This window comes from Nostoc sp. TCL240-02, from assembly GCF_013343235.1.
In the GTDB taxonomy this organism is placed as follows: Bacteria; Cyanobacteriota; Cyanobacteriia; order Cyanobacteriales; family Nostocaceae; genus Nostoc.
In genome coordinates, this window is sequence record NZ_CP040094.1 from 7,301,428 (window position 1) to 7,319,970 (window position 18,543).

Here is an 18,543-nt window from a genome sequence, read left to right on the forward strand (position 1 = left end):
TAAGGTTCAATTCTGTCCCTCTCCGAGGCGGAGAGGGACAGGTTTTGCGTAGTAAAACCAGGGAGAGGTCTTTTACGGATAAAAAGGAGAAACTTTTTTGGCTTTTAGGAATTCTTAGCAACAAATTTTTGTAGCAATTCTATACAAAAATAATGTATGCCGTCTGTAGACAAATCAGCTTTTTGGAGTTTAGTAAAACGCAGAGTTGAAACCCTACTTTTGCTACTTGCAAAAAAAATTGAATCCAAATGATAAATATTATTCTATATACCCTATAATCTCTAATACGGTATCTGCTTAGAAATACCGTAGATTTAGGGGTGAATTCTGATGAGCGAGTCGCAACAAACGACACATTTCAGTAAATTGCTAACTGAGAGAATGCAGTCTTATGCCATGAAAGCATTACAGACTATAAAACTCTCATATAAAGACACAATTAGGAATTGGTTAAATAGACACACTCTACAAAGCTTTGTGAGTCTGTTTCTAGTAGGTGCTTTCTTGAGTATAACAGTTGCCTCCTGCTCTGGAAGCAGTTCAGCTAGCAAAAATGATGTTAAATTAAAACTTGTATCTTTTTCTGTCACCAAAGCGGCTCATGACCAGATAATCCCCAAATTTGTCCAAAAGTGGAAGCAAGAACATAACCAAAATGTCACATTTGAGCAAAGTTATGGTGGTTCTGGCTCTCAAACTGCTGCTGTCATTGCTGGTTCTCAAGAAGCAGACATAGTACATTTGGCACTTCCTCTGGATGTCAGCAAAATTGCTCTTGCAGGTTTGATAAAATCAGGTTGGGAAACCAAAGCTCCTAGAAGTGGTATTGTGAGTAGATCGGTTGCTGCGATCGTTACCCGTGAAGGTAATCCCAAAGGTATAAATACTTGGGCTGACTTAGCAAAAGATGGTGTGAAAGTGATTGCGGCAAACCCAAAAACTTCTGGTATTGCTATCTGGGAATTCTTAGCTTTTTGGGGTTCGGTAACTCTAAACGGAGGTGACGAAGCCACAGCATTAGATTACGTCACTAAAGTTTATAAAAATACTCCCATTTTGACGAAAGATGCCCGTGAAGCTAGCGATTTATTTTTTCAAAAAAATCAGGGTGATGTCTTAATTAACTACGAGAATGAGGTAATTTTAGCAGGTAAAAATGGAAATAAGTTGCCTTATATTGTACCCAAAGTCAATATTTCCATTGATAATCCTGTAGCCATAGTTGATAAAAACGTAGAGAAACACGGTACAAGGGAAGTTGCACAAGCATTTGTTGATTTTCTTTACTCTACAGAAGCTCAACGAGAATTTGCTAAATTACAATATCGTCCTGTTAACCCCACTGTCACGCAAGAAGTAGCATCTCAATATCAGCCAATTGAAACTTTATTTACATCTCAAGATTTAGGCGGTTGGGATATTATCCAGAAAAAGTTTTTTGGCGATGGGGCAATTTTTGACAAAGTTAAAGCTGCCAGCAAAGCATAATATCTATATTTTTCTAGCAGCTAGCCAAATATAAATAATTCTCAATCACTTTACCTCAATTGATAATTTATGAGTTTTCATAGCCGATTGAAAAATGGCTTTTCACTCACCTTTTTAATGCTGATTACCAGCAGTATCACTGCTTGCAATAGCGGACAGGAATTAAAAAGTCAAGTGAGTATTGATGGTGCGGCTGTAGGTTTCCCTGTTTCTTTAGCAGTTGCAGAAGAATACGGTAAAGTTAAACCTGAAGCGAAAGTTAGCGTTGCTTCAAGTGGGACTGGTGGTGGTTTCAGTAAATTTTGTAATGGTGATATTGATATTGCCGGTGCTTCTCGTACCATTCGAGATGAAGAAATAAAAAAATGCAAAAGTAAGAACATTGATTTCGTCGAGTTGCCTATAGGTTTAGATGGTATCGCTGTGATTGCTAACCGTCAAAATAACTTCGCCAAATGTCTAACTATTAAGGAACTAGGCAAGATTTGGGGTGCTAAATCAGACGGAAAAATCTTAACTTGGAATCAAGTTAATCCCAAATTTCCTAACCAAAAGCTGAAGTTGTATGCTCCAGCTTCCGATACTGGAACCTTTGATTATATGACTCAAGCTGTTACAGGCAAAGCCAAGAATGGCCGTACAGATTACACTCCCAGCCATAATCAAAACCTTCTAGTGCAAGGTGTATCAGGTGATGTATCAGCCTTAGGTTATGTTGGGATATCTTACTACATTCAAAACCAAGAAAAACTCAATCTGGTCGCTGTAGAAAGTCCTACAGGGAAGTGTGAAAAACCAGTGCCGGTGGATAATGTCATCAAAAATATTTACACACCTTTGTCTCGTCCCCTGTTTATTTATGTTAGTAAAAAGTCTTTAGATACCAAGCCAGCAGTCAAAGAATTTGTAGACTTTTATCTAGAAAATTCTTGGAAGTGGGTAGATAGTGTTGGTTATGTGGCACTACCCGATGAAGCTTACGTCAAAGTTAAACAAAAATTTGCTACGGGTGAAACTGGGACAAAGTTTAAAAAAGCAAAACCAGGTGAACCAATCACAAACTTTATTTAAATAAAGTTGCAGTTATTGTAGTCGGAGTAGAGTTCAAATTTAACTGTTTATGCAAAATTTAAATTCTCAAAACGATCCTTATTTACTATCTAGACAGTCACTAGATAAAAATCCATCTGAAGATATCTCTGAAAAGATTGTTGCAATAATTTTATTTGCTTGTGCTTTAGTTTCTGTTTTGACTACCTTTGGGATTGTCGTAATTATCTTTCAAGAGACATTTGGTTTTTTCCAAGAAGTTTCATTTGCCGAATTTTTTCTTGATACTAAATGGACACCTCTATTTGCAGATAGACATTTTGGCGTTTGGCCCTTGATTAATGGCACTTTTTTGACTACAGCTATTGCAATGGCAGTTGCTATTCCTTTGGGTTTATCTTCGGCCATTTATTTAAGTGAGTATGCTCAACCAAAAGTGGCAGCAGTTTTACGTCCAGCAGTAGAACTTTTGGCAGGAATACCAACAGTAGTCTATGGTTACTTTGCACTGTTGTTTGTCACACCATTGTTGCGGTATATTATCCCTCTGGAAATATTCAATGCTTTAAGTGCAGGGTTAATGATGGGGGTAATGATTACTCCTACTGTTGGTTCTATCAGCTTAGATGCTATTAAAGCAGTTCCACGCTCTTTGCGAGAAGGATCTTATGCTTTAGGTATCACTAAACTAGAAACCATTTTTAAAGTAGTTCTACCAGCCGCGCTTTCTGGAATCATCGCTTCAATTATATTGGGTATTTCTCGCGCTGTGGGTGAAACAATGACTGTCCTAATTGCCGCCGGACTACAGCCAAAGCTGACTGTTAATTTTGCGGAATCAATAGAAACAATGACAGCTTATATGGCACAAATTTCTGGTGGAGATAGCCCACGTGGTAGTCTCAATTTCAAGACTTTATATGCTGTAGGTGCTGTTCTGTTTATAATTACCCTAGCTTTGAATATTGTTAGTTACTGGATTGCAAATCGCTTTAAAGAAAAATACGATTAACTAAGTATGGCTACAAGTTACCAACAAGACGATTCTCTAGATTCGACGGCAGAATTTACAGATAATGTTGAAAGTAGGGAGACATTAGGAAAAGTATTTGAAGTACTTTTTCTATTAGGATTATTAATTGGTTTATTTATCCTAGCATTGCTACTTTTTGACATTTTTCGAGATGGATTAGGCAGATTTTTAACACCCGGTTTTCTCACAGAAACTCCTTCTCGTTTTCCTGACCAAGGTGGTATTCGTCCTGCAATTATCAGCAGTGTTCTTTTAGGAACTGTTGTAATTTTGGTTACTGTACCAATTGGTGTAGGAGCAGCTTTATATCTAGAAGAGTATGCACCGAAAGCTTGGTGGACAGCAATTATTGAGATTAATATCAGTAATCTGGCGGGTGTACCTTCTATTGTCTATGGATTGCTGGGTTTAGGAGTTTTCAATTATTTACTTAGGTTTGGCCCCGCTTTGATTTCTGGTGCATTGACTTTATCTTTGCTGTCTTTACCAGTAATTATTGTCACCTCTAGAGAAGCAATTCGCGCTGTCCCAGATTCCCTGAGAAATGCTTCTTACGGATTAGGTGTTACAAAATGGCGCACTATCAGCAGTCATGTTTTACCTTATGCTATTCCCGGTATTTTGACAGGGGTGATTATCTCAGTATCCCGCGCTATTGGTGATGCAGCCTCTCTAATTGTTGTCGGTGCTGTGGGTTTTCTCACTTTTGATCCCGGTTTGTTTCAGAGATTTATGGCATTACCCATTCAAATTTACAGTTACATCACTCGTCCTGAACCGGGTTTTGCTGATGCAGCAGCAGCAACAATTATTGCGTTGTTACTTCTGATTTTAGTTTTAAATGGTGTAGCAATTTATATTAGACAACGCTTCTCAATACGTTAGCTAATTAAATATCTAATTGGATACATTCACGAATATTAGGAGATCCGAAAAATGACTTATAGCAATAATAGTAGAAGTCAATCAGATAGTGCCACAATCGACTATGAAAAGAGCGTATTCAATGTTGAAGGTGTGAAGGTTTTTTATGGCGGATTTCTGGCACTTTTAGATGTCTATCTTAAGATTCCTGAAAAACAAATTATTGCTTTTATTGGGCCTTCAGGATGTGGTAAAAGTACCTTACTGCGTTGCTTCAATCGAATGAATGATTTAATCCCTGGAGCTAAGGTTGAAGGTAGACTGAATTACCGCGATCGCAATATTTACGATCCTAAGATAAACTCTGTAAAATTACGCCGCCAAGTCGGAATGGTTTTTCAAAGACCGAATCCTTTCCCCAAGTCAATCTACGAAAATATTTCTTTTGGGCCACGTTCTAACGGTTACAAAGGTAACATTGATGAATTGGTGGAAGATTCCCTCAGACGTGCTGCTATCTGGGATGAAGTTAAAGACAAACTCAAAGAGAAGGGTACTGCATTATCTGGCGGACAACAGCAACGACTTTGCATAGCTCGTGCGATCGCAATGAAGCCAGATGTATTATTGATGGATGAACCATGTTCTGCTCTCGACCCAATTTCTAGCCGCCAAGTAGAAGAACTCTGCTTAGAACTGAAGCAGCAATACACCATCATTATGGTGACACACAATATGCAGCAAGCTTCTAGAGTGGCTGATTTCACGGCTTTCTTCAATACAGAAATTGACGAATATGGCAAACGTCGCGGAAAATTAGTTGAGTTTAATCCGACAGCCCAGATGTTCAGTTCTCCTCAAACTAAAGAAGCTGAAGACTATATCAGTGGACGCTTCGGTTAAAAAGATATGACAACACAAGGGGAAAGGTAAAAGCCAAGTTCAGTTGTGAGAGACTATTATTCCTTTACTCTTTAACCCTTTCCCTTTCATCTAAATCTAGTCAGCTCAACGCCCCCTTAAAAATCCTTCTGTCTACTGAAATTTATACCGGTAAAACAATCCCCCAACTTTTGTAGTCGCTATTTTCGTACAAATTCCCCCTCCACTACAAGCTGAGACTAGGTAATATATATACATATATAACTATGGATAAAAGGCATACAGTGGAAATTCAAGAATTAAAAGCATTGATTAAAGAAACTATGCGTGAAGTTCTGCAAGAAGAAAGACTTCGCCTCTGCCAAATTCTGATTCCTTACATAAGTGATAATGAGCAACGCGAACTTGAAGCCGAATTTGGTGTACCTTCAGATGATACTGAGGATGAAGTAATTGATATGACCGATTGGGTAAGATATGGCAATAAAATTTCGCAAAAAAGCGATTAAATTTTTAGAAAAAGCAAATCCTGAAGATGTCGAAAATATTCGGGAGCAAATAAACCAAATTGTTATTGCTGTCGAGAACCAAGGCATTATCCCATTTACAGAACTAGATATCAAAAAAATGAAAGGTGATTGGGAGGGATTTTACAGACTACGTATAGGTAAAAACAGAATTATTTTTACAGTAGATATTGATTCTAAAGACATCGAGATTTACGCCATTGGTGCAAGAGGAGATGTTTATAATAAATAATGCCTAATTAGTAATTTAATAACTGGAAATTAGCAAAGTAATTCTGCAAAATATACTGAGGCTTGATAGTACTAGATTGAAGTAATATTTCAGTTTAGTACTTATACTGTGTATTATGTTTAAGCCTCTGTCATTTGCTTTAGTTGCAGCTACCGTTTTAGTAGCATCAATCAATAATCCCAGTGCTACCTTAGCTCGAACTTGTGCTTCTAAGTGTGGATCGCATCCAATTCAGTTTACACCTGGGCAACACATCCGAGTTGAAGTGATAAATAGCACGCATAACATAATTAAAATCCAAAAACCCTCTGGGACTGATGCAATGACCTTGAGTCCAGGGCAAAAACTAAGTTTAGAACAAATAGAGGGTACGGAGCCAAATACATCTCTGATATTTTGGAGCGAAAAAGGTTTATCACTACAAGCAATAGTCTCGAAACCTAACTTTGGCACATTGCGCCTTGAACTCCGTCCAACTTGGCGCTCTCCTGGCGATCGCTCTTTGTATATTATGGATGATGGTAGAATAAACGTGTTTTAGATAGCAAATTAATGTTATTAGTTATGAGTTAAGAAACAACTTTCAATTCAACACTCATAACTAAGTAAATTCTAACTTTTATTGTGCTAGACCGACCTGTATCTGAGCTATCAAAACCTAGCAGGCGCTTACCTAATCAGCGCTGGCAAATTTATCCACAAAAACCAGAATTTGCCCAAAAACTGGCGGTTTTGATCAATGTTTCAGCGATTATCAGCCAGTTACTAATTAATCGGGGTATCGAAACACCAGAACAGGCACAAGCATTTTTAAATCCAGAGTCTTTAGTTTTACCTTCGCCGTTAGAAGATTTTCCAGATTTGGCGATTAGTTTGGAGTTGTTGCAAAATGCGATCGCTTCTCAAACAAAAATTGCTATTTGTGGTGACTACGATGCTGATGGGATGACCAGCACGGCTCTACTTTTACGTAGTCTCCGCACTTTAGGCGCACAGGTAGATTATGCTATTCCCAGCCGGATGCACGAAGGCTATGGTATTAATAAACGCATAGTTGAAGAATTCCACAGCGAAGGCGTGGGATTAATTCTCACTGTCGATAATGGTATATCTGCGTTTGAACCAGTTGCCAGAGCTAGAGAACTTGGTCTAGCAGTGATTATCACCGATCACCACGATATCCCCCAAAAATTACCGCCAGCTAATGCTATCCTCAACCCTAAACTAATAGCCGAATCATCACCCTATAGGGGTGTTGCGGGTGTTGGTGTTGCCTATATTTTGGCAGTGTCTTTAGCACAACAGCTAGGCGAGACTAAGGGATTGATCCAGCCGATGCTAGCACTGTTTACACTAGGAACGATCGCAGATTTAGCTCCTTTAACTGGCGTGAATCGCCGTTGGGTGAAACGTGGTTTACAGCATTTACCCAAATCCAACTTAGCTGGGATACAAGCGTTGATTCAGGTGGGTGGTGTACAGGCGAGGGGAGAGGAGAGAGCAGAGGGAGCAGGGGGAGCAGGGGGAGATAAGGAAAAACTTCAGTCCCCAGTCCCCAGTCCCAAATCGCTCAAGCCTGAAGATATTGGTTTTCGTCTGGGGCCAAGAATTAATGCTATCGGTCGAATCGGTAATCCTCAGACTGTGATTGAATTGTTGACTACAGATGATATGGGGGTGGCGCTGGAAAGAGCAATGCAGTGCGAACAAATCAACGCTTCTCGCCAGGAAATGTGTCAGCAAATTGAACAAGAAGCGATCGCTTATGTAGAATCAGAATTTGTTACATCTCTACAACAAGACCGTGTATTAATTGTTGTTCAACCCAATTGGCATCACGGCGTTATTGGTATTGTTGCCTCCCGCTTGGTAGAACGCTACGGTGTTCCTGTATTTATCGGTACTTATGAGGATGGGGAACATATACGCGGTTCTGCACGCTCAATTCCAGAGTTTAATGTGTTTGAAGCTTTGGAATATTGTCACGATTTACTAGGGAAATTTGGCGGACACAAAGCCGCCGGGGGATTTTCTCTACCAGCAGAAAATTTACAGGTGTTGCGATCGCGTTTGATTGAGTTTGCTAACCAGTGTCTTGAACCCCAGCATCTCAAGCCTCTGCTCAAAATTGATACCGAAGTCAACCTCGATCAAATCAATCAGCAGCTTTACCAACAGCTTAATGCTCTACATCCCTGCGGTATGGACAACCCCGATCCAGTTTTTTGGACAGCTAATGTTCAAGTGGTTGAGCAAAAAATCGTTGGGAAGGGTCACATCAAACTAACAATTGCCCAAACTATTGATAATCAGGATTACAGAATTAAAGCGATCGCTTGGCGTTGGGGCGACTACTTCCGCTTACCGCCGCGAGTGGATGTAGCTTACAAACTGCGAGAAAATTATTTTAACGGTAACACCACTATCGAGCTAGAGTTAGTCGGTGCCAGATTACCAATTCAGATTCAACAATTTTTTGCTTCGCCACCTATTTCGTCAAGTACCAGCTTTGAGTACAATCAGCGACAGTATACTTGTGGTTTCTATAAAAACGGCATTGAAGCAGAATTAAGAATTAAAAATCCTGAAGGCAAGGTGTTAGTCATGCAGCCAGGACATATAATCGGTTTACTTGGTACTAATCGTCAAAACGCTAAAGAAGTTGATATTTCTCAGCCACAGTATGACAGTATTATTCAGGCTGCACTTCAAGCGTTATCAGTTAAAAGTTAGGAGTTCTTTATTAACTTATTGCTTCTGACTGTGACACTGTGAGTGCTGATTTATGAGTTATGAGTTATGAGTTGAGAATAAAATTTAATTTCTCACTCCTAACCCTTCGGCAGGCTCAGGGCATCGCTCCTCACCCCTAACTCTCAATCAGCACTCAGAAATCTTATAGGTTGCCGTTGCGAAATGCCAACAAAAAGATTACTACTGGGCCAGCAATCACAATTAGCGCCACTGACAGCAATTGGAAAATAACTTCCCAATTGATACTGGTAAAAGCGTTAAACAAGTCAGATACAGCGTCAAACATTTTTCCCTTTCTCCTCCCAATTGTCTTAAAAAATTCAATAACTTAATTACAAAACCCGCAATCGATCATATCTGTCTATGGCCTGTTGGATTTAATTTACTTAACAAAATTATAAGAAAAGACATAAAAACGTAAAATAGGGGCATTGGGCAGAAGAGGCAGAGGGGCAGGGGGAAGGGAGCAGGGGGACAGGGAGGACAAGGGGAGAATTATTCAAGCTTCTCCCTTGTCTCCCCCCTCTTCCTTGTCTCCAATGCCCAATGCCCAATGCCCAATTCCCCATTCCCCATTCCCCACTCCCTAATTCAAAATGGCAACCTGGCAATGTGTAAAGCAATGTGGAGCCTGCTGTAATCTCGATCCAGCAGATCGTCCCGATTTGGATGAGTATCTCTCTCCACCAGAACTAGAAATCTACCTCAGCATGGTAGGTAAAGATGGATGGTGCGTTAATTTCGACCATACCACGCGAGAATGTCGCATCTACTCAGATCGTCCTCGGTTCTGCCGCGTGGAATCAGAAGTATTTCAAGATATGTATGGGGTTGAACCTGAAGAAGTCAACGATTTTGCTATTGACTGCTGTCGCCAGCAAATAGAAGGAGTATACGGCGATCGCAGCTTAGAAATACTACGCTTCGATAAAGCTATTGGGCTGTAAAGAGGATCTTAGGACACAAAAACACCCCATAATTTTTTGTCTCCATTTATGTAGTTGCAATTTATTACAACAATCTGAGAATATGATAGAAATATGAAAACAACCTAGCAACCAAAACTACTGCTTGTGAAACTTGACTCTGCACCTTTGGAGATTTCTGGCATAGCTCAGACTGAGATCGAGCTAGAACTGAGAGACAGCACTGATTTTAACTTAACTCCTGCGATCGCCCAGCCAGTTCAGCCTGTAGTTGCCAAGAGTCCTCAAAAGCAGCAATCAGTGTTAGTAGTTTTTGGTACAACTTTTATAACCATTTTTCTAGCAGAGATTGGAGATAAGACTCAGCTATCAACCCTATTAATGAGTGCAGAATCTCATTCGCCTTGGGTGGTATTTATCGGATCGGCGGCGGCGCTAATAACCACCAGCTTATTAGGTGTGCTTTTAGGTAGTTGGATGGCTAGCCGACTCAGCCCAAAAACTATAGAAAAGTCATCTGGTGTGATGTTGTTGGTAATTTCCCTAATGCTATTTTGGGATGTCATTAGTCATTAGAAAAACTTCCCAATTCCCAATTCCCAATTCCCCTTAATAATATGGATTGGCATCTTTTAGGACTGAGCTTTATTACAGTTTTTTTATCAGAATTAGGTGACAAAAGTCAGCTAGCAGCGATCGCACTTTCAGGACGTTCTAATTCTCCGCGTGCAGTATTTTTTGGTGCAGCAGGCGCATTGCTGTTGACAAGCCTGTTAGGAGCATTAGCAGGGGGAGCAGTAGCCGAATTATTACCTACACGTTTGTTAAAAGCGATCGCTGCGATCGGATTTGCCATCCTTGCAGCACGCCTGCTGTTATTTAACAATGAACCATCGGCGGATTCTGAAGAAACACCATGAGAAAGGACTCAGAAGAGAGAATTCAGAAGACCTACCCATGAAGGGATGGTGTTAAAACGCCACCGGAGTTTAATTCATACTGACTCCTGTTAGCGGATAGCTAAGGTTTAGCCCATTCTAACTTCTGAATTCTTCTTTACAAAACTTCCCAAGCCGTTCCTTTGTAGCCGTATTGGAAAATTTCGGGATGCAAAATTTCAGCCAAAATTTCGAGAGAATCTACCAGTCGTGGCCCTGGACGATTAAAGTAAGAATTGCCATCAGTGATGTAGACCCTACCAGCTTGCGTAGCGTGTAGTTTTTCCCACTCTGGACGTTGAGTTAATAATTTGGCTTCTTGGCGAGTACGATTTAAATCAAAGCCACAAGGCATAAAAACAATTACATCTGGATTAGTTGTTAATAGTGTTTCCCACGGCAAGATAGGAGAAGGCTGACCTGTATAACAAAATAGAGACTGTCCTCCTGCCAAGTTAACTAATTCAGGAATCCAATTGGCGGCAACCATTAAAGGATCAGTCCACTCAATACAGGCAACAGTCGGCTGTTCATTTAAAGAAAGTCCTTGGACTCTTTGCTGACAAATTTTGACACGAGCTTCTAAGTTTTCTAAGACTTTTACCGAATCTACCTCAAAAGCGTGGCTGACTCGCTCAATATCAGCCCAAACGTCTTGGAGAATATTGGGTTGTAAAGAAATAATCTGCGGTTTACTGTCAATGAGTGTGGCGACTGCCTTTTCAACTTCGTGTAAGCTGACAGCACAAACATCACACTGGTCTTGAGTGAGAATGTGAGTAGGCTGCAACCGCTCTAAAACATCAATTTTTATTTCATAAATACTGAGAGCAGATTGTAACAAATTATTTACATCATCGTTAATTTGGCTGCTGGAGGCATTGGAGTCTAAGCGTGCTTGAGTACAAACGGGGCGATTGAGGATTTCTGGAGGATAATCGCATTCGTGCGATCGCCCCACAATAGCATTAACCAATCCTAGTGCCGCTAAAATCTCTGTTCCACCGGGAATTAGGGAAACAATTCTCACGTTACTAACCGTCATAGCTCCACCTCCATAAAAGCTCGCATTACCTTAATATTCTCAAAATTTTAGTCATTAAGTATCTTTCTCTAGGGGAATCAACTGTGTTTTGGTAATCATATCGATTATCTGTGAAGTTGCTCCAGAACTTAGGGCTTATGCCCATTGCCTCAGCAAGCTTGATTTTGTACAGTTCCAAAAAAATGAATTAACATTAACACTAACCAACAAATTGGCTTACAGCCCTTTTCAAGTAATTAAACTACACCACTTCCTACTTCCCAAATCAAAACACTGTACTACTTAATATTTGAGTGAAATTACTTGATAGTAGATTTCCTGTAAATGCTAATTATCCCCTGGCAAAAATTACTGGCATGAAGTAATAAAAGTGATTAGCAAAATCTAGTTTGGAACTCGTTATCCAGAATCAGAAAAATTTGATTATAAAAAATATACTTTCCGGTTATGAAAAACCATACCAAGTAATTGTAGTTATACAAAGACGGTTCTACTTTTTGCGTAGAACTGGAAGGCAAAATTATTTCTTCTTGAGGTCAAGTAATGCAGGTGGTGTCAGCTAGAGATATTACAGAGCAAAATCAGTCCCAAGAGGCTTTACAAATCAGAGAAAATAGTAGTCGAAAACAAAGCCAGACATTAGTACAACTGGCAAGAAGCAAGACATTTCAACAAGGCAATCTTAATGCAGTATTGAGAGAGATCACAGAAACTGCTGCTCAGACCCTCTTAGTCAAACGAGTTGGGGTGTGGTTATATAATGAAGAACGCTCAAAAATTGAATGCATCGATTTATATGATGTAAACACTAAGGAGCATAGCTTTGGTAACTCGCTTTCACAAGAAAATTATCCAGCTTATTTCCAGGCATTAGAAGAAGAACGTACCATTACCGCAAATGATGCCAGAAATGATATAAGAACCCAAGAATTATCCGAGCCTTATCTTTGTGTTTTAGGCATCACATCCCTATTGGATGCACCCATTTGGCTAGAGGGTCGTTTAGTAGGCGTAGTATGCCATGAACATATAGGTGAACTTCGTCAATGGACTTTAGAAGAAGAAACTTTTGCTGGCTCGATTGCAGATTTCGTGACTTTGGCTATAGAAGCAAGCGAGCGAAACATGGTACAGGAAGCACTGCGACAGAGTGAGGCGAAATTTCGGGCAATTTTTGAACGTTCTTCTATTGGTATTGGACTTATAGATATGAAAGCGCAGATAGTCGATACTAATCCGGTAATGTGCGAAATTTTAGGATACAGCCGAGAAGAACTACACGCCAAGCGCTTTACAGATTACATTTCCACGCAAAAGGGGGATTTAAAACTTTACAAACAACTGGTGTCAGAAATTGGCAAAAACTCAGGGAAAACTTCAAGGTTCGACTTCCAAGTCTCCGAACTTGAAGAACAGGCTGTCGATAAACATCGTATTGAGATGGAAAGACGCTGCTTACATAAAGATGGTAGCCTAGTTTGGACTCATATCTCTGTTTCTGTTATACCAGACAGCAATGGTGAACCTGAGTTTTTTCTAGCGATGATTGAGGATATTACTGAACGCAAGGAAACAGAATTGAAACTACGTGCCTCTCAAGAAGCAGCAGAAGCTGCTAGTCGGGCAAAAAGTGAATTTTTAGCAACCATGAGCCACGAGTTGCGAACACCTCTTAATGCGATTATGGGCTTATCACAGTTGCTGCAACAAGAAGTAGTTGGCTCTCTCAATGAAAAGCAGAACGAATATGTAAGTTGTATATATAGTAGTGGTGAGCATTTGCTGGCGCTGATTAACGATATTCTTGATTTATCGAAGGTAGAAGCAGGCAAAGAAGAACTGTTACTGTCACCTTTACCAGTATCAGATTTATGTAATTATGCCATTTGGACAGTGCGCGATCGCGCCTCAGAAAAGGGGTTAAAACTCACTTACACAATTGACCTACAAGAGGATATTTGTATTGCTGATGAGCGACGCATCAAGCAAATGCTACTCAATCTGCTCACCAATGCCATTAAATTTACTCCAGCCGGTGATGTATCGCTGGTAGTAAAAAAAGTACCTCAAGGAATAACCTTTACAGTTTCAGATACTGGAATTGGTATAGACCCAAATCAGTTTCAATTTCTATTTGAACCATTTAAACAGCTTGATAGCCAATTAAATCGGCAGTATGAAGGCACTGGGTTAGGTTTAGCTTTAACACGCAAATTAGCGCGTTTGCATGGTGGAGATTTAACTGTTACATCGACATTAGGAGAAGGCAGTCAGTTCACTTTGTTTCTGCCAAATCCAGTACTTTCGAAAGCAGTCGACAATGAAAAAAATGAGGAATATCAGGGAGATGAGGGAGAAGAGTTTACTTTATCCTCCTCCTCAGACATACCCAAAAATAAAACTATTTTACTTATAGAAGAAGAGGAAAAAACTGCAATAGTTTTGCAAGACTATCTTCAGTCAATTGGCTATAAAGTCAAGTGGATAAATAATGAAAATGATTTTTTGAAACAAGTGCAAAACCTCCAACCAGATTTAGTTTTTTTTGATTTCCAGCTAACTAAAAAAACTAGTATCTTAAATTTGCTAAACCTCCTTAGACAAAAGCCTTCTTGGAAAGATACGCCAATTGTAATAATGACCTTGAGCGAACCTATAGAAAAAGAAATTAACAAGTTACCAGGTAGTGTTAATGACTATCTGATTAAGCCAATCCGCACAGTCCAGCTAGAGTCATTACTGATGCGATATTTGAGCTAATTTTACTATAAAGGTTCTTGTTTATTGGTTAGGTCATTTCCAGAAATGTTGAATGCTGATATAAAACTGCAAGCCTTTCTATCTTGGCAGTTTGATCTTCCAAGTATCTAATTCTGGCAGTACCAACAGCTTTTTTATTTAAATAAGCAATCAAATGCTCAGATATTGCATCTTTGCCATCAAATTCTAAAGCAGGATATACCTAAAGCAGGATATACATTTTGTTCATCTTAAAAAACTACTTGTCTAATTGCTTTAATTGCAGGAAAATCTTGAGAAATCTCAGCAACTTTTATAGATAAATTACTCATCAAACTCTTTCTGTTGTTAAATTATAAACTAATTAGAATATATGACAATATACTTAGAATAGTGAGATTTTGCCTTAGAATCTCACCTGAACTAGCTTAGAAAAAACAGGATTGTTTTTTGTATTATAGGATCATAGTGTCAGGACTAAATTTAGCTTATTTGTAGCTAAATTTAGGCATTTGTCTACTTTTTATGAGTAAAATTGAATTGAATTTTATGGGTCTAAATGTAGATTTTAGATCACTTCTCTCTGAAAAATTATGTTAGTTCTATATACTCAAAAGTTTGCCATATCTCAATTTAATTGTAAACTCGCTTTACTCACCTTGATGATCCAAGTTGTTTTGGCAGAATCCTTATTTCTGTGGTTCTGATTAAGTTCATCATTAAGACTTAATTACAATCATTTTGGAATCAAGAATTTTGAAAAAAGCCTTAACCTAAATTTGTACTAACTTTAACTCAATCTTTGCCTACGCTGTATGCCTTAGTAAGAAGATTGTGTAGTAGCTATAATAAAATACTGTATTCCAATCGGTTTTTAGATGTATTGCTACCATTAACCCAGAGATAGAAGTCAAGCTGGAGGTTCTTAGGAGTTGCTGTTTACTGCATTTAAGGATTGGAGATTCATTGAAACTGCAACTGATCCAATTACATATACTCTGAGCCAAATTCACTGGAGCGTAGACCCCTGATAAGCACAAATGCTGCTTGTGTGGAGGAAACCAGGTGTCTACGCCGACAGCATGACATTTGCATATTTTCTGTGGAGTTTTCTTAACTATTCTTGAGGAGTACAAATGCTTGAGGCTATCGCTGTTGCTTGGTTATTGCTGTTTTTTGGTGATTTTCTATCTACATTTATTTACCACGTACCCGAGCACGTTTTTGGTAGCCTTCATTTAAAAACGCACCACTCCTGGAAAAAAGACTTCCGTCACTACGCTATTTTGACTTTTAATCCCCAAGTTCTTTTAGATGGTATCTTAGGAGCTTTACCTTATGTACTCATAGCAGTAGTCTTGTGGTCTTTCTCTCCCATTGGCGTTATTTCGGGATTACTGCTTGGTCAGTTTCATGTATGGTGGAGACACATAAGTGTACTTGGTTGGCAAACTCCAAAGCCTATAAATATTTTATGCCAAATTTTATTTGTTACTACTCCTGAGAGACACTGGTTACATCATCACAAAACTAATTTAGGTTTCGGTGATATTTTTACATTCTTTGAACAACCTGCACAAATGTGGTTACGCTGGCTTCGGTTACTCAGACTTCGCTTTCGCTACTCTCGGATCTAACTGAAGCTACTACTTATCTCAATACTTTTTAAACGTACCAAAAGAAGCTGCGATCGCAGCTTCTTTTGGTACGCTATTTATCTTTTCAGAAAAATATATTATCAGGTAGGGGCAATTCATAAATTGCCCCTACTGTACGTGGCTTTATGTAAGCCTTAAAAATAAGCGAGTTACACAAACATAAGTATACCTTTGTAACGAAGTATAAAGGTATTTACTAATGTTCAACTTCACTGTTACATCGCCAATATTTTTGGGAAAGCTAGTCTTAATTAGTAAATTATTATAGCCCTAAATTTTTATGACAATTCCTCTCTTTTCCAGAGAGGGCGGTTTTGCTCCTGTCTCCTGCCCTGTGTCTCCTGCGTTCATTAATAAAATTAATCACCCAATTGGCTTGAATGGGGTCAATTTGCAACTTGCTGCTTATGAGGTGTTTTATGCCCACAGTTAGCCTCAAAAAGATTCTCAACAAAAAAGAATTGCCATCTCTCCTTCATAACTTAGTCTACCAGCTCAACATTGCGATTGATGTTGAACTGATAGACGGCACAAAACTACTTAGCATTGGGGAGCAAACTACCGAAAACCGATATCCAATTGAGGTGTCAGGAGAAATCATCGGTTGGGTTGTGGGAGGAGAACAGGCAACTCTAGTTGCAAGTTTGCTCTCATTATTGGCCAAGCAAGAAGCTGAGAAGAAAGTACTGGCCATAGAATTGCTAGAGCGATATCAAGAAATTGATTTGTTTGACGATATCTCGACTCAACTCGCAACAAGTTTGGATACGCGACAGATTGCTAAACTCGTGCTTCAAGAATTAAGTCGATTAATTGAATCGTCTGCGGGGATGATTCTGCTTTTGAGTCCAGATGCAACTGCATTTGAAATCATTGCCGAATTTGGAGAGTTTTTTGACGATAGCCACCCGCAACCAGGTAAGGGAATTATTGGCAACATTGTGCAATCCAACCGGGCAGAACTGATCAATGATGTGCAAACCGATCCTCGATTAGAGGTGAAAAAAAACGTTAGCGCCATAATTTGTGTACCGTTACGAGCCAAAGAACGGGTACTGGGAGCGATCGCAATTGGCACATCCAAAACTGACTCATACAAAGCCGAACACTTGAAACTTGTGAGCATCTTTGCCTCTCAAAGTGCGATCGCCATTGATAAAGCTTTACTTTACGAGCAAAGCACTCAAGCAGCAGTCCAGGCACAAGCCCAAACACAGAAGCTTCAGCAAGCTCTCCATGAGTTGCAACTGGCCCAAACTCAGTTAATCCAAAGCGAAAAAATGTCCAGTCTCGGACAACTCATTGCCGGAGTTGCTCACGAAATCAATAACCCAGTTAACTTTATTTGTGGCAATTTAAAGTATGTTGCCGAATATTCCCAAGACTTGTTACACCTATTGGAAAAGTATCAGCAAGTCCTACCTATTACTCCTCCAGAATTGGAATCAGAGTTAGACAATATAGACCTGGAATTTATCATGCAGGATCTCCCCAAACTGCTAGATTCGATGAAAGTGGGAACCGATCGCATCGTCGAAATTGTCCAATCCCTGAAAAACTTCTCCCGCCACGACGAAGCCGAAATGAAAGCCGTCAACATTCATGATGGCATCGACGGAACGCTAATGATTCTTCATCATCGTCTGAAAGCAGATATTCACCGTCCGGAAATTGAAATTGTTAAAGACTATGCAAAACTTCCCCCGGTTGAATGCTATCCCGGACAGTTGAATCAGGTGTTTATGAACATCCTGGCAAATGCCATTGATGCGCTCGAAGAGTCATTGGCATCAAACGAATCACAAATAACAAATGACAAAGGACAAATAATACTTCCGACTATTACTATTCGTACCAAAGTTCTCGATCGCCAGTGGGCTGTGATTCGCATTGCCGACAACGGCCCAGGCATGAAGCAAGAGGTTATCCACCGTATTTACGATCCCTTTTTCACCACAAAAGATATTGGTAAGGGAACCGGGTTAGGTATGGCAATTAGCTATCAAATTGTTGTAGACAAACATGGAGGAATCCTCAAATGTCGTTCTCAACCAGGCGAGGGCACAGAATTCTGGATTCAGATTCCATTAAATTGTGCAGTGGTGGAAGCTACTGAAGAACAGAATGACACTTCTACCTTGCCAACTGCCACAACGGAATTATCCCATATATTTGATGCCGACGGCTTCATTCCATCAGCAGTTCCAATGCTCAAACCGACGGATTTACTGACCCGTCATACTCACTTGATCCAGCGACTTTCACAGCACAATCCAGGTGTGGAAACTGCATCACCCGATGAAATTTACCAGATGTTCCAACGCCACCCAATTTCATTAAAGCTTTACGCTACTTTGTTGTCTTGGTTCTGTTGTTCTAACCCTATCTAAAATACGCCACTAAAGAA

At 39.6% G+C, this 18,543-nt stretch carries 17 protein-coding genes; 15 read left to right on the forward strand and 2 right to left on the reverse strand.

What is annotated here, in order from left to right; genetic code table 11:
• Window positions 1-330 precede the first annotated feature (330 nt).
• From FBB35_RS31255 to FBB35_RS31295, 9 genes are all read left to right on the forward strand, one after another.
• A complete protein-coding gene (locus FBB35_RS31255) occupies window positions 331-1,488 on the forward strand; it encodes a sulfate ABC transporter substrate-binding protein (RefSeq protein ID WP_174712849.1) in 1,158 nt (385 codons plus the stop codon).
• A 69-nt stretch (window positions 1,489-1,557) separates the two neighbouring features.
• Window positions 1,558-2,559: a PstS family phosphate ABC transporter substrate-binding protein gene (locus tag FBB35_RS31260; RefSeq protein WP_174712850.1), complete on the forward strand. Its 1,002-nt coding sequence runs from the start codon at window positions 1,558-1,560 to the stop codon at window positions 2,557-2,559.
• Window positions 2,560-2,608: 49 nt separating this feature from the next.
• Window positions 2,609-3,550 (forward strand): phosphate ABC transporter permease subunit PstC, encoded by a 942-nt coding sequence (gene pstC / locus FBB35_RS31265; RefSeq protein WP_174712851.1) that lies wholly within the window; start codon window positions 2,609-2,611, stop codon window positions 3,548-3,550.
• Window positions 3,551-3,556: 6 nt separating this feature from the next.
• Entirely contained in the window at window positions 3,557-4,456 is a 900-nt protein-coding gene (gene pstA / locus FBB35_RS31270) for a phosphate ABC transporter permease PstA (protein WP_174712852.1), read from the forward strand.
• 51 nt (window positions 4,457-4,507) lie between these two features.
• Window positions 4,508-5,338 (forward strand): phosphate ABC transporter ATP-binding protein PstB, encoded by an 831-nt coding sequence (gene pstB, locus FBB35_RS31275; protein ID WP_174712853.1) that lies wholly within the window; start codon window positions 4,508-4,510, stop codon window positions 5,336-5,338.
• Window positions 5,339-5,583: 245 nt separating this feature from the next.
• Window positions 5,584-5,826: a hypothetical protein gene (locus FBB35_RS31280; protein ID WP_254625743.1), complete on the forward strand. Its 243-nt coding sequence runs from the start codon at window positions 5,584-5,586 to the stop codon at window positions 5,824-5,826.
• Window positions 5,795-6,076: a type II toxin-antitoxin system RelE/ParE family toxin gene (locus tag FBB35_RS31285; RefSeq protein ID WP_174712854.1), complete on the forward strand. Its 282-nt coding sequence runs from the start codon at window positions 5,795-5,797 to the stop codon at window positions 6,074-6,076. The genes FBB35_RS31280 and FBB35_RS31285 overlap by 32 nt, the downstream gene beginning before the upstream one ends.
• A gap of 115 nt (window positions 6,077-6,191) precedes the next feature.
• A complete protein-coding gene (locus tag FBB35_RS31290) occupies window positions 6,192-6,617 on the forward strand; it encodes a hypothetical protein (RefSeq protein WP_174712855.1) in 426 nt (141 codons plus the stop codon).
• An 83-nt stretch (window positions 6,618-6,700) separates the two neighbouring features.
• Entirely contained in the window at window positions 6,701-8,809 is a 2,109-nt protein-coding gene (locus FBB35_RS31295) for a DHH family phosphoesterase (RefSeq protein ID WP_174712856.1), read from the forward strand.
• Window positions 8,810-8,972: 163 nt separating this feature from the next.
• Here the strand turns inward: FBB35_RS31295 and FBB35_RS31300 are convergent, their stop codons facing one another.
• Window positions 8,973-9,116, reverse strand: a complete 144-nt coding sequence (locus tag FBB35_RS31300) for a photosystem II reaction center protein Ycf12 (RefSeq protein ID WP_114086065.1) — start codon at window positions 9,114-9,116, stop codon at window positions 8,973-8,975.
• Between the two features lie 310 nt (window positions 9,117-9,426).
• On the opposite strand from FBB35_RS31300, the gene FBB35_RS31305 reads away from it, so the two are divergent.
• The 3 genes from FBB35_RS31305 to FBB35_RS31315 all read left to right on the forward strand — a co-directional run bounded on the left by FBB35_RS31305 (window position 9,427) and on the right by FBB35_RS31315 (window position 10,676).
• Window positions 9,427-9,777, forward strand: a complete 351-nt coding sequence (locus tag FBB35_RS31305; RefSeq protein ID WP_174712857.1) for a YkgJ family cysteine cluster protein — start codon at window positions 9,427-9,429, stop codon at window positions 9,775-9,777.
• A gap of 126 nt (window positions 9,778-9,903) precedes the next feature.
• The gene (locus FBB35_RS31310; RefSeq protein WP_174712858.1) at window positions 9,904-10,332 is read left to right on the forward strand and encodes a TMEM165/GDT1 family protein; all 429 of its coding nucleotides are present in this window, start codon (window positions 9,904-9,906) and stop codon (window positions 10,330-10,332) included.
• Window positions 10,333-10,373: 41 nt separating this feature from the next.
• Window positions 10,374-10,676, forward strand: coding sequence for a TMEM165/GDT1 family protein (locus FBB35_RS31315; protein ID WP_012411060.1), 303 nt, complete (start codon window positions 10,374-10,376; stop codon window positions 10,674-10,676).
• A gap of 136 nt (window positions 10,677-10,812) precedes the next feature.
• Here FBB35_RS31315 and FBB35_RS31320 read toward each other — a convergent pair whose 3' ends face one another.
• Complete coding sequence (locus FBB35_RS31320) at window positions 10,813-11,739, reverse strand: cobalamin-binding protein (protein ID WP_174712859.1); 927 nt, start codon at window positions 11,737-11,739, stop codon at window positions 10,813-10,815.
• 543 nt (window positions 11,740-12,282) lie between these two features.
• Here FBB35_RS31320 and FBB35_RS31325 point away from each other — a divergent pair.
• The 3 genes from FBB35_RS31325 to FBB35_RS31335 all read left to right on the forward strand — a co-directional run bounded on the left by FBB35_RS31325 (window position 12,283) and on the right by FBB35_RS31335 (window position 18,526).
• On the forward strand, window positions 12,283-14,499 hold the full coding sequence (locus tag FBB35_RS31325; protein WP_174712860.1) for an ATP-binding protein: 2,217 nt from the start codon (window positions 12,283-12,285) through the stop codon (window positions 14,497-14,499).
• Between the two features lie 1,115 nt (window positions 14,500-15,614).
• Entirely contained in the window at window positions 15,615-16,115 is a 501-nt protein-coding gene (locus tag FBB35_RS31330) for a fatty acid hydroxylase (protein WP_114086060.1), read from the forward strand.
• Window positions 16,116-16,555: 440 nt separating this feature from the next.
• Complete coding sequence (locus FBB35_RS31335; RefSeq protein ID WP_174712861.1) at window positions 16,556-18,526, forward strand: ATP-binding protein; 1,971 nt, start codon at window positions 16,556-16,558, stop codon at window positions 18,524-18,526.
• Window positions 18,527-18,543 lie beyond the last annotated feature (17 nt).

What these genes read in the sequence shown, in the direction of transcription:
- FBB35_RS31290 (WP_174712855.1), top strand. Translation starts at nt 6,192, where the DNA reads ATGTTTAAGCCTCTGTCATTTGCTTTAGTTGCAGCTACCGTTTTAGTA.
- FBB35_RS31335 (WP_174712861.1), top strand. Translation starts at nt 16,556, where the DNA reads ATGCCCACAGTTAGCCTCAAAAAGATTCTCAACAAAAAAGAATTGCCA.
- FBB35_RS31325 (WP_174712860.1), top strand. Translation starts at nt 12,283, where the DNA reads ATGCAGGTGGTGTCAGCTAGAGATATTACAGAGCAAAATCAGTCCCAA.
- FBB35_RS31280 (WP_254625743.1), top strand. Translation starts at nt 5,584, where the DNA reads ATGGATAAAAGGCATACAGTGGAAATTCAAGAATTAAAAGCATTGATT.
- FBB35_RS31300 (WP_114086065.1), bottom strand. Translation starts at nt 9,116, where the DNA reads ATGTTTGACGCTGTATCTGACTTGTTTAACGCTTTTACCAGTATCAAT.
- FBB35_RS31305 (WP_174712857.1), top strand. Translation starts at nt 9,427, where the DNA reads ATGGCAACCTGGCAATGTGTAAAGCAATGTGGAGCCTGCTGTAATCTC.
- FBB35_RS31260 (WP_174712850.1), top strand. Translation starts at nt 1,558, where the DNA reads ATGAGTTTTCATAGCCGATTGAAAAATGGCTTTTCACTCACCTTTTTA.
- pstC (WP_174712851.1), top strand. Translation starts at nt 2,609, where the DNA reads ATGCAAAATTTAAATTCTCAAAACGATCCTTATTTACTATCTAGACAG.
- FBB35_RS31285 (WP_174712854.1), top strand. Translation starts at nt 5,795, where the DNA reads ATGGCAATAAAATTTCGCAAAAAAGCGATTAAATTTTTAGAAAAAGCA.
- FBB35_RS31315 (WP_012411060.1), top strand. Translation starts at nt 10,374, where the DNA reads ATGGATTGGCATCTTTTAGGACTGAGCTTTATTACAGTTTTTTTATCA.
- FBB35_RS31330 (WP_114086060.1), top strand. Translation starts at nt 15,615, where the DNA reads ATGCTTGAGGCTATCGCTGTTGCTTGGTTATTGCTGTTTTTTGGTGAT.
- FBB35_RS31255 (WP_174712849.1), top strand. Translation starts at nt 331, where the DNA reads ATGAGCGAGTCGCAACAAACGACACATTTCAGTAAATTGCTAACTGAG.
- pstA (WP_174712852.1), top strand. Translation starts at nt 3,557, where the DNA reads ATGGCTACAAGTTACCAACAAGACGATTCTCTAGATTCGACGGCAGAA.
- pstB (WP_174712853.1), top strand. Translation starts at nt 4,508, where the DNA reads ATGACTTATAGCAATAATAGTAGAAGTCAATCAGATAGTGCCACAATC.
- FBB35_RS31320 (WP_174712859.1), bottom strand. Translation starts at nt 11,739, where the DNA reads ATGACGGTTAGTAACGTGAGAATTGTTTCCCTAATTCCCGGTGGAACA.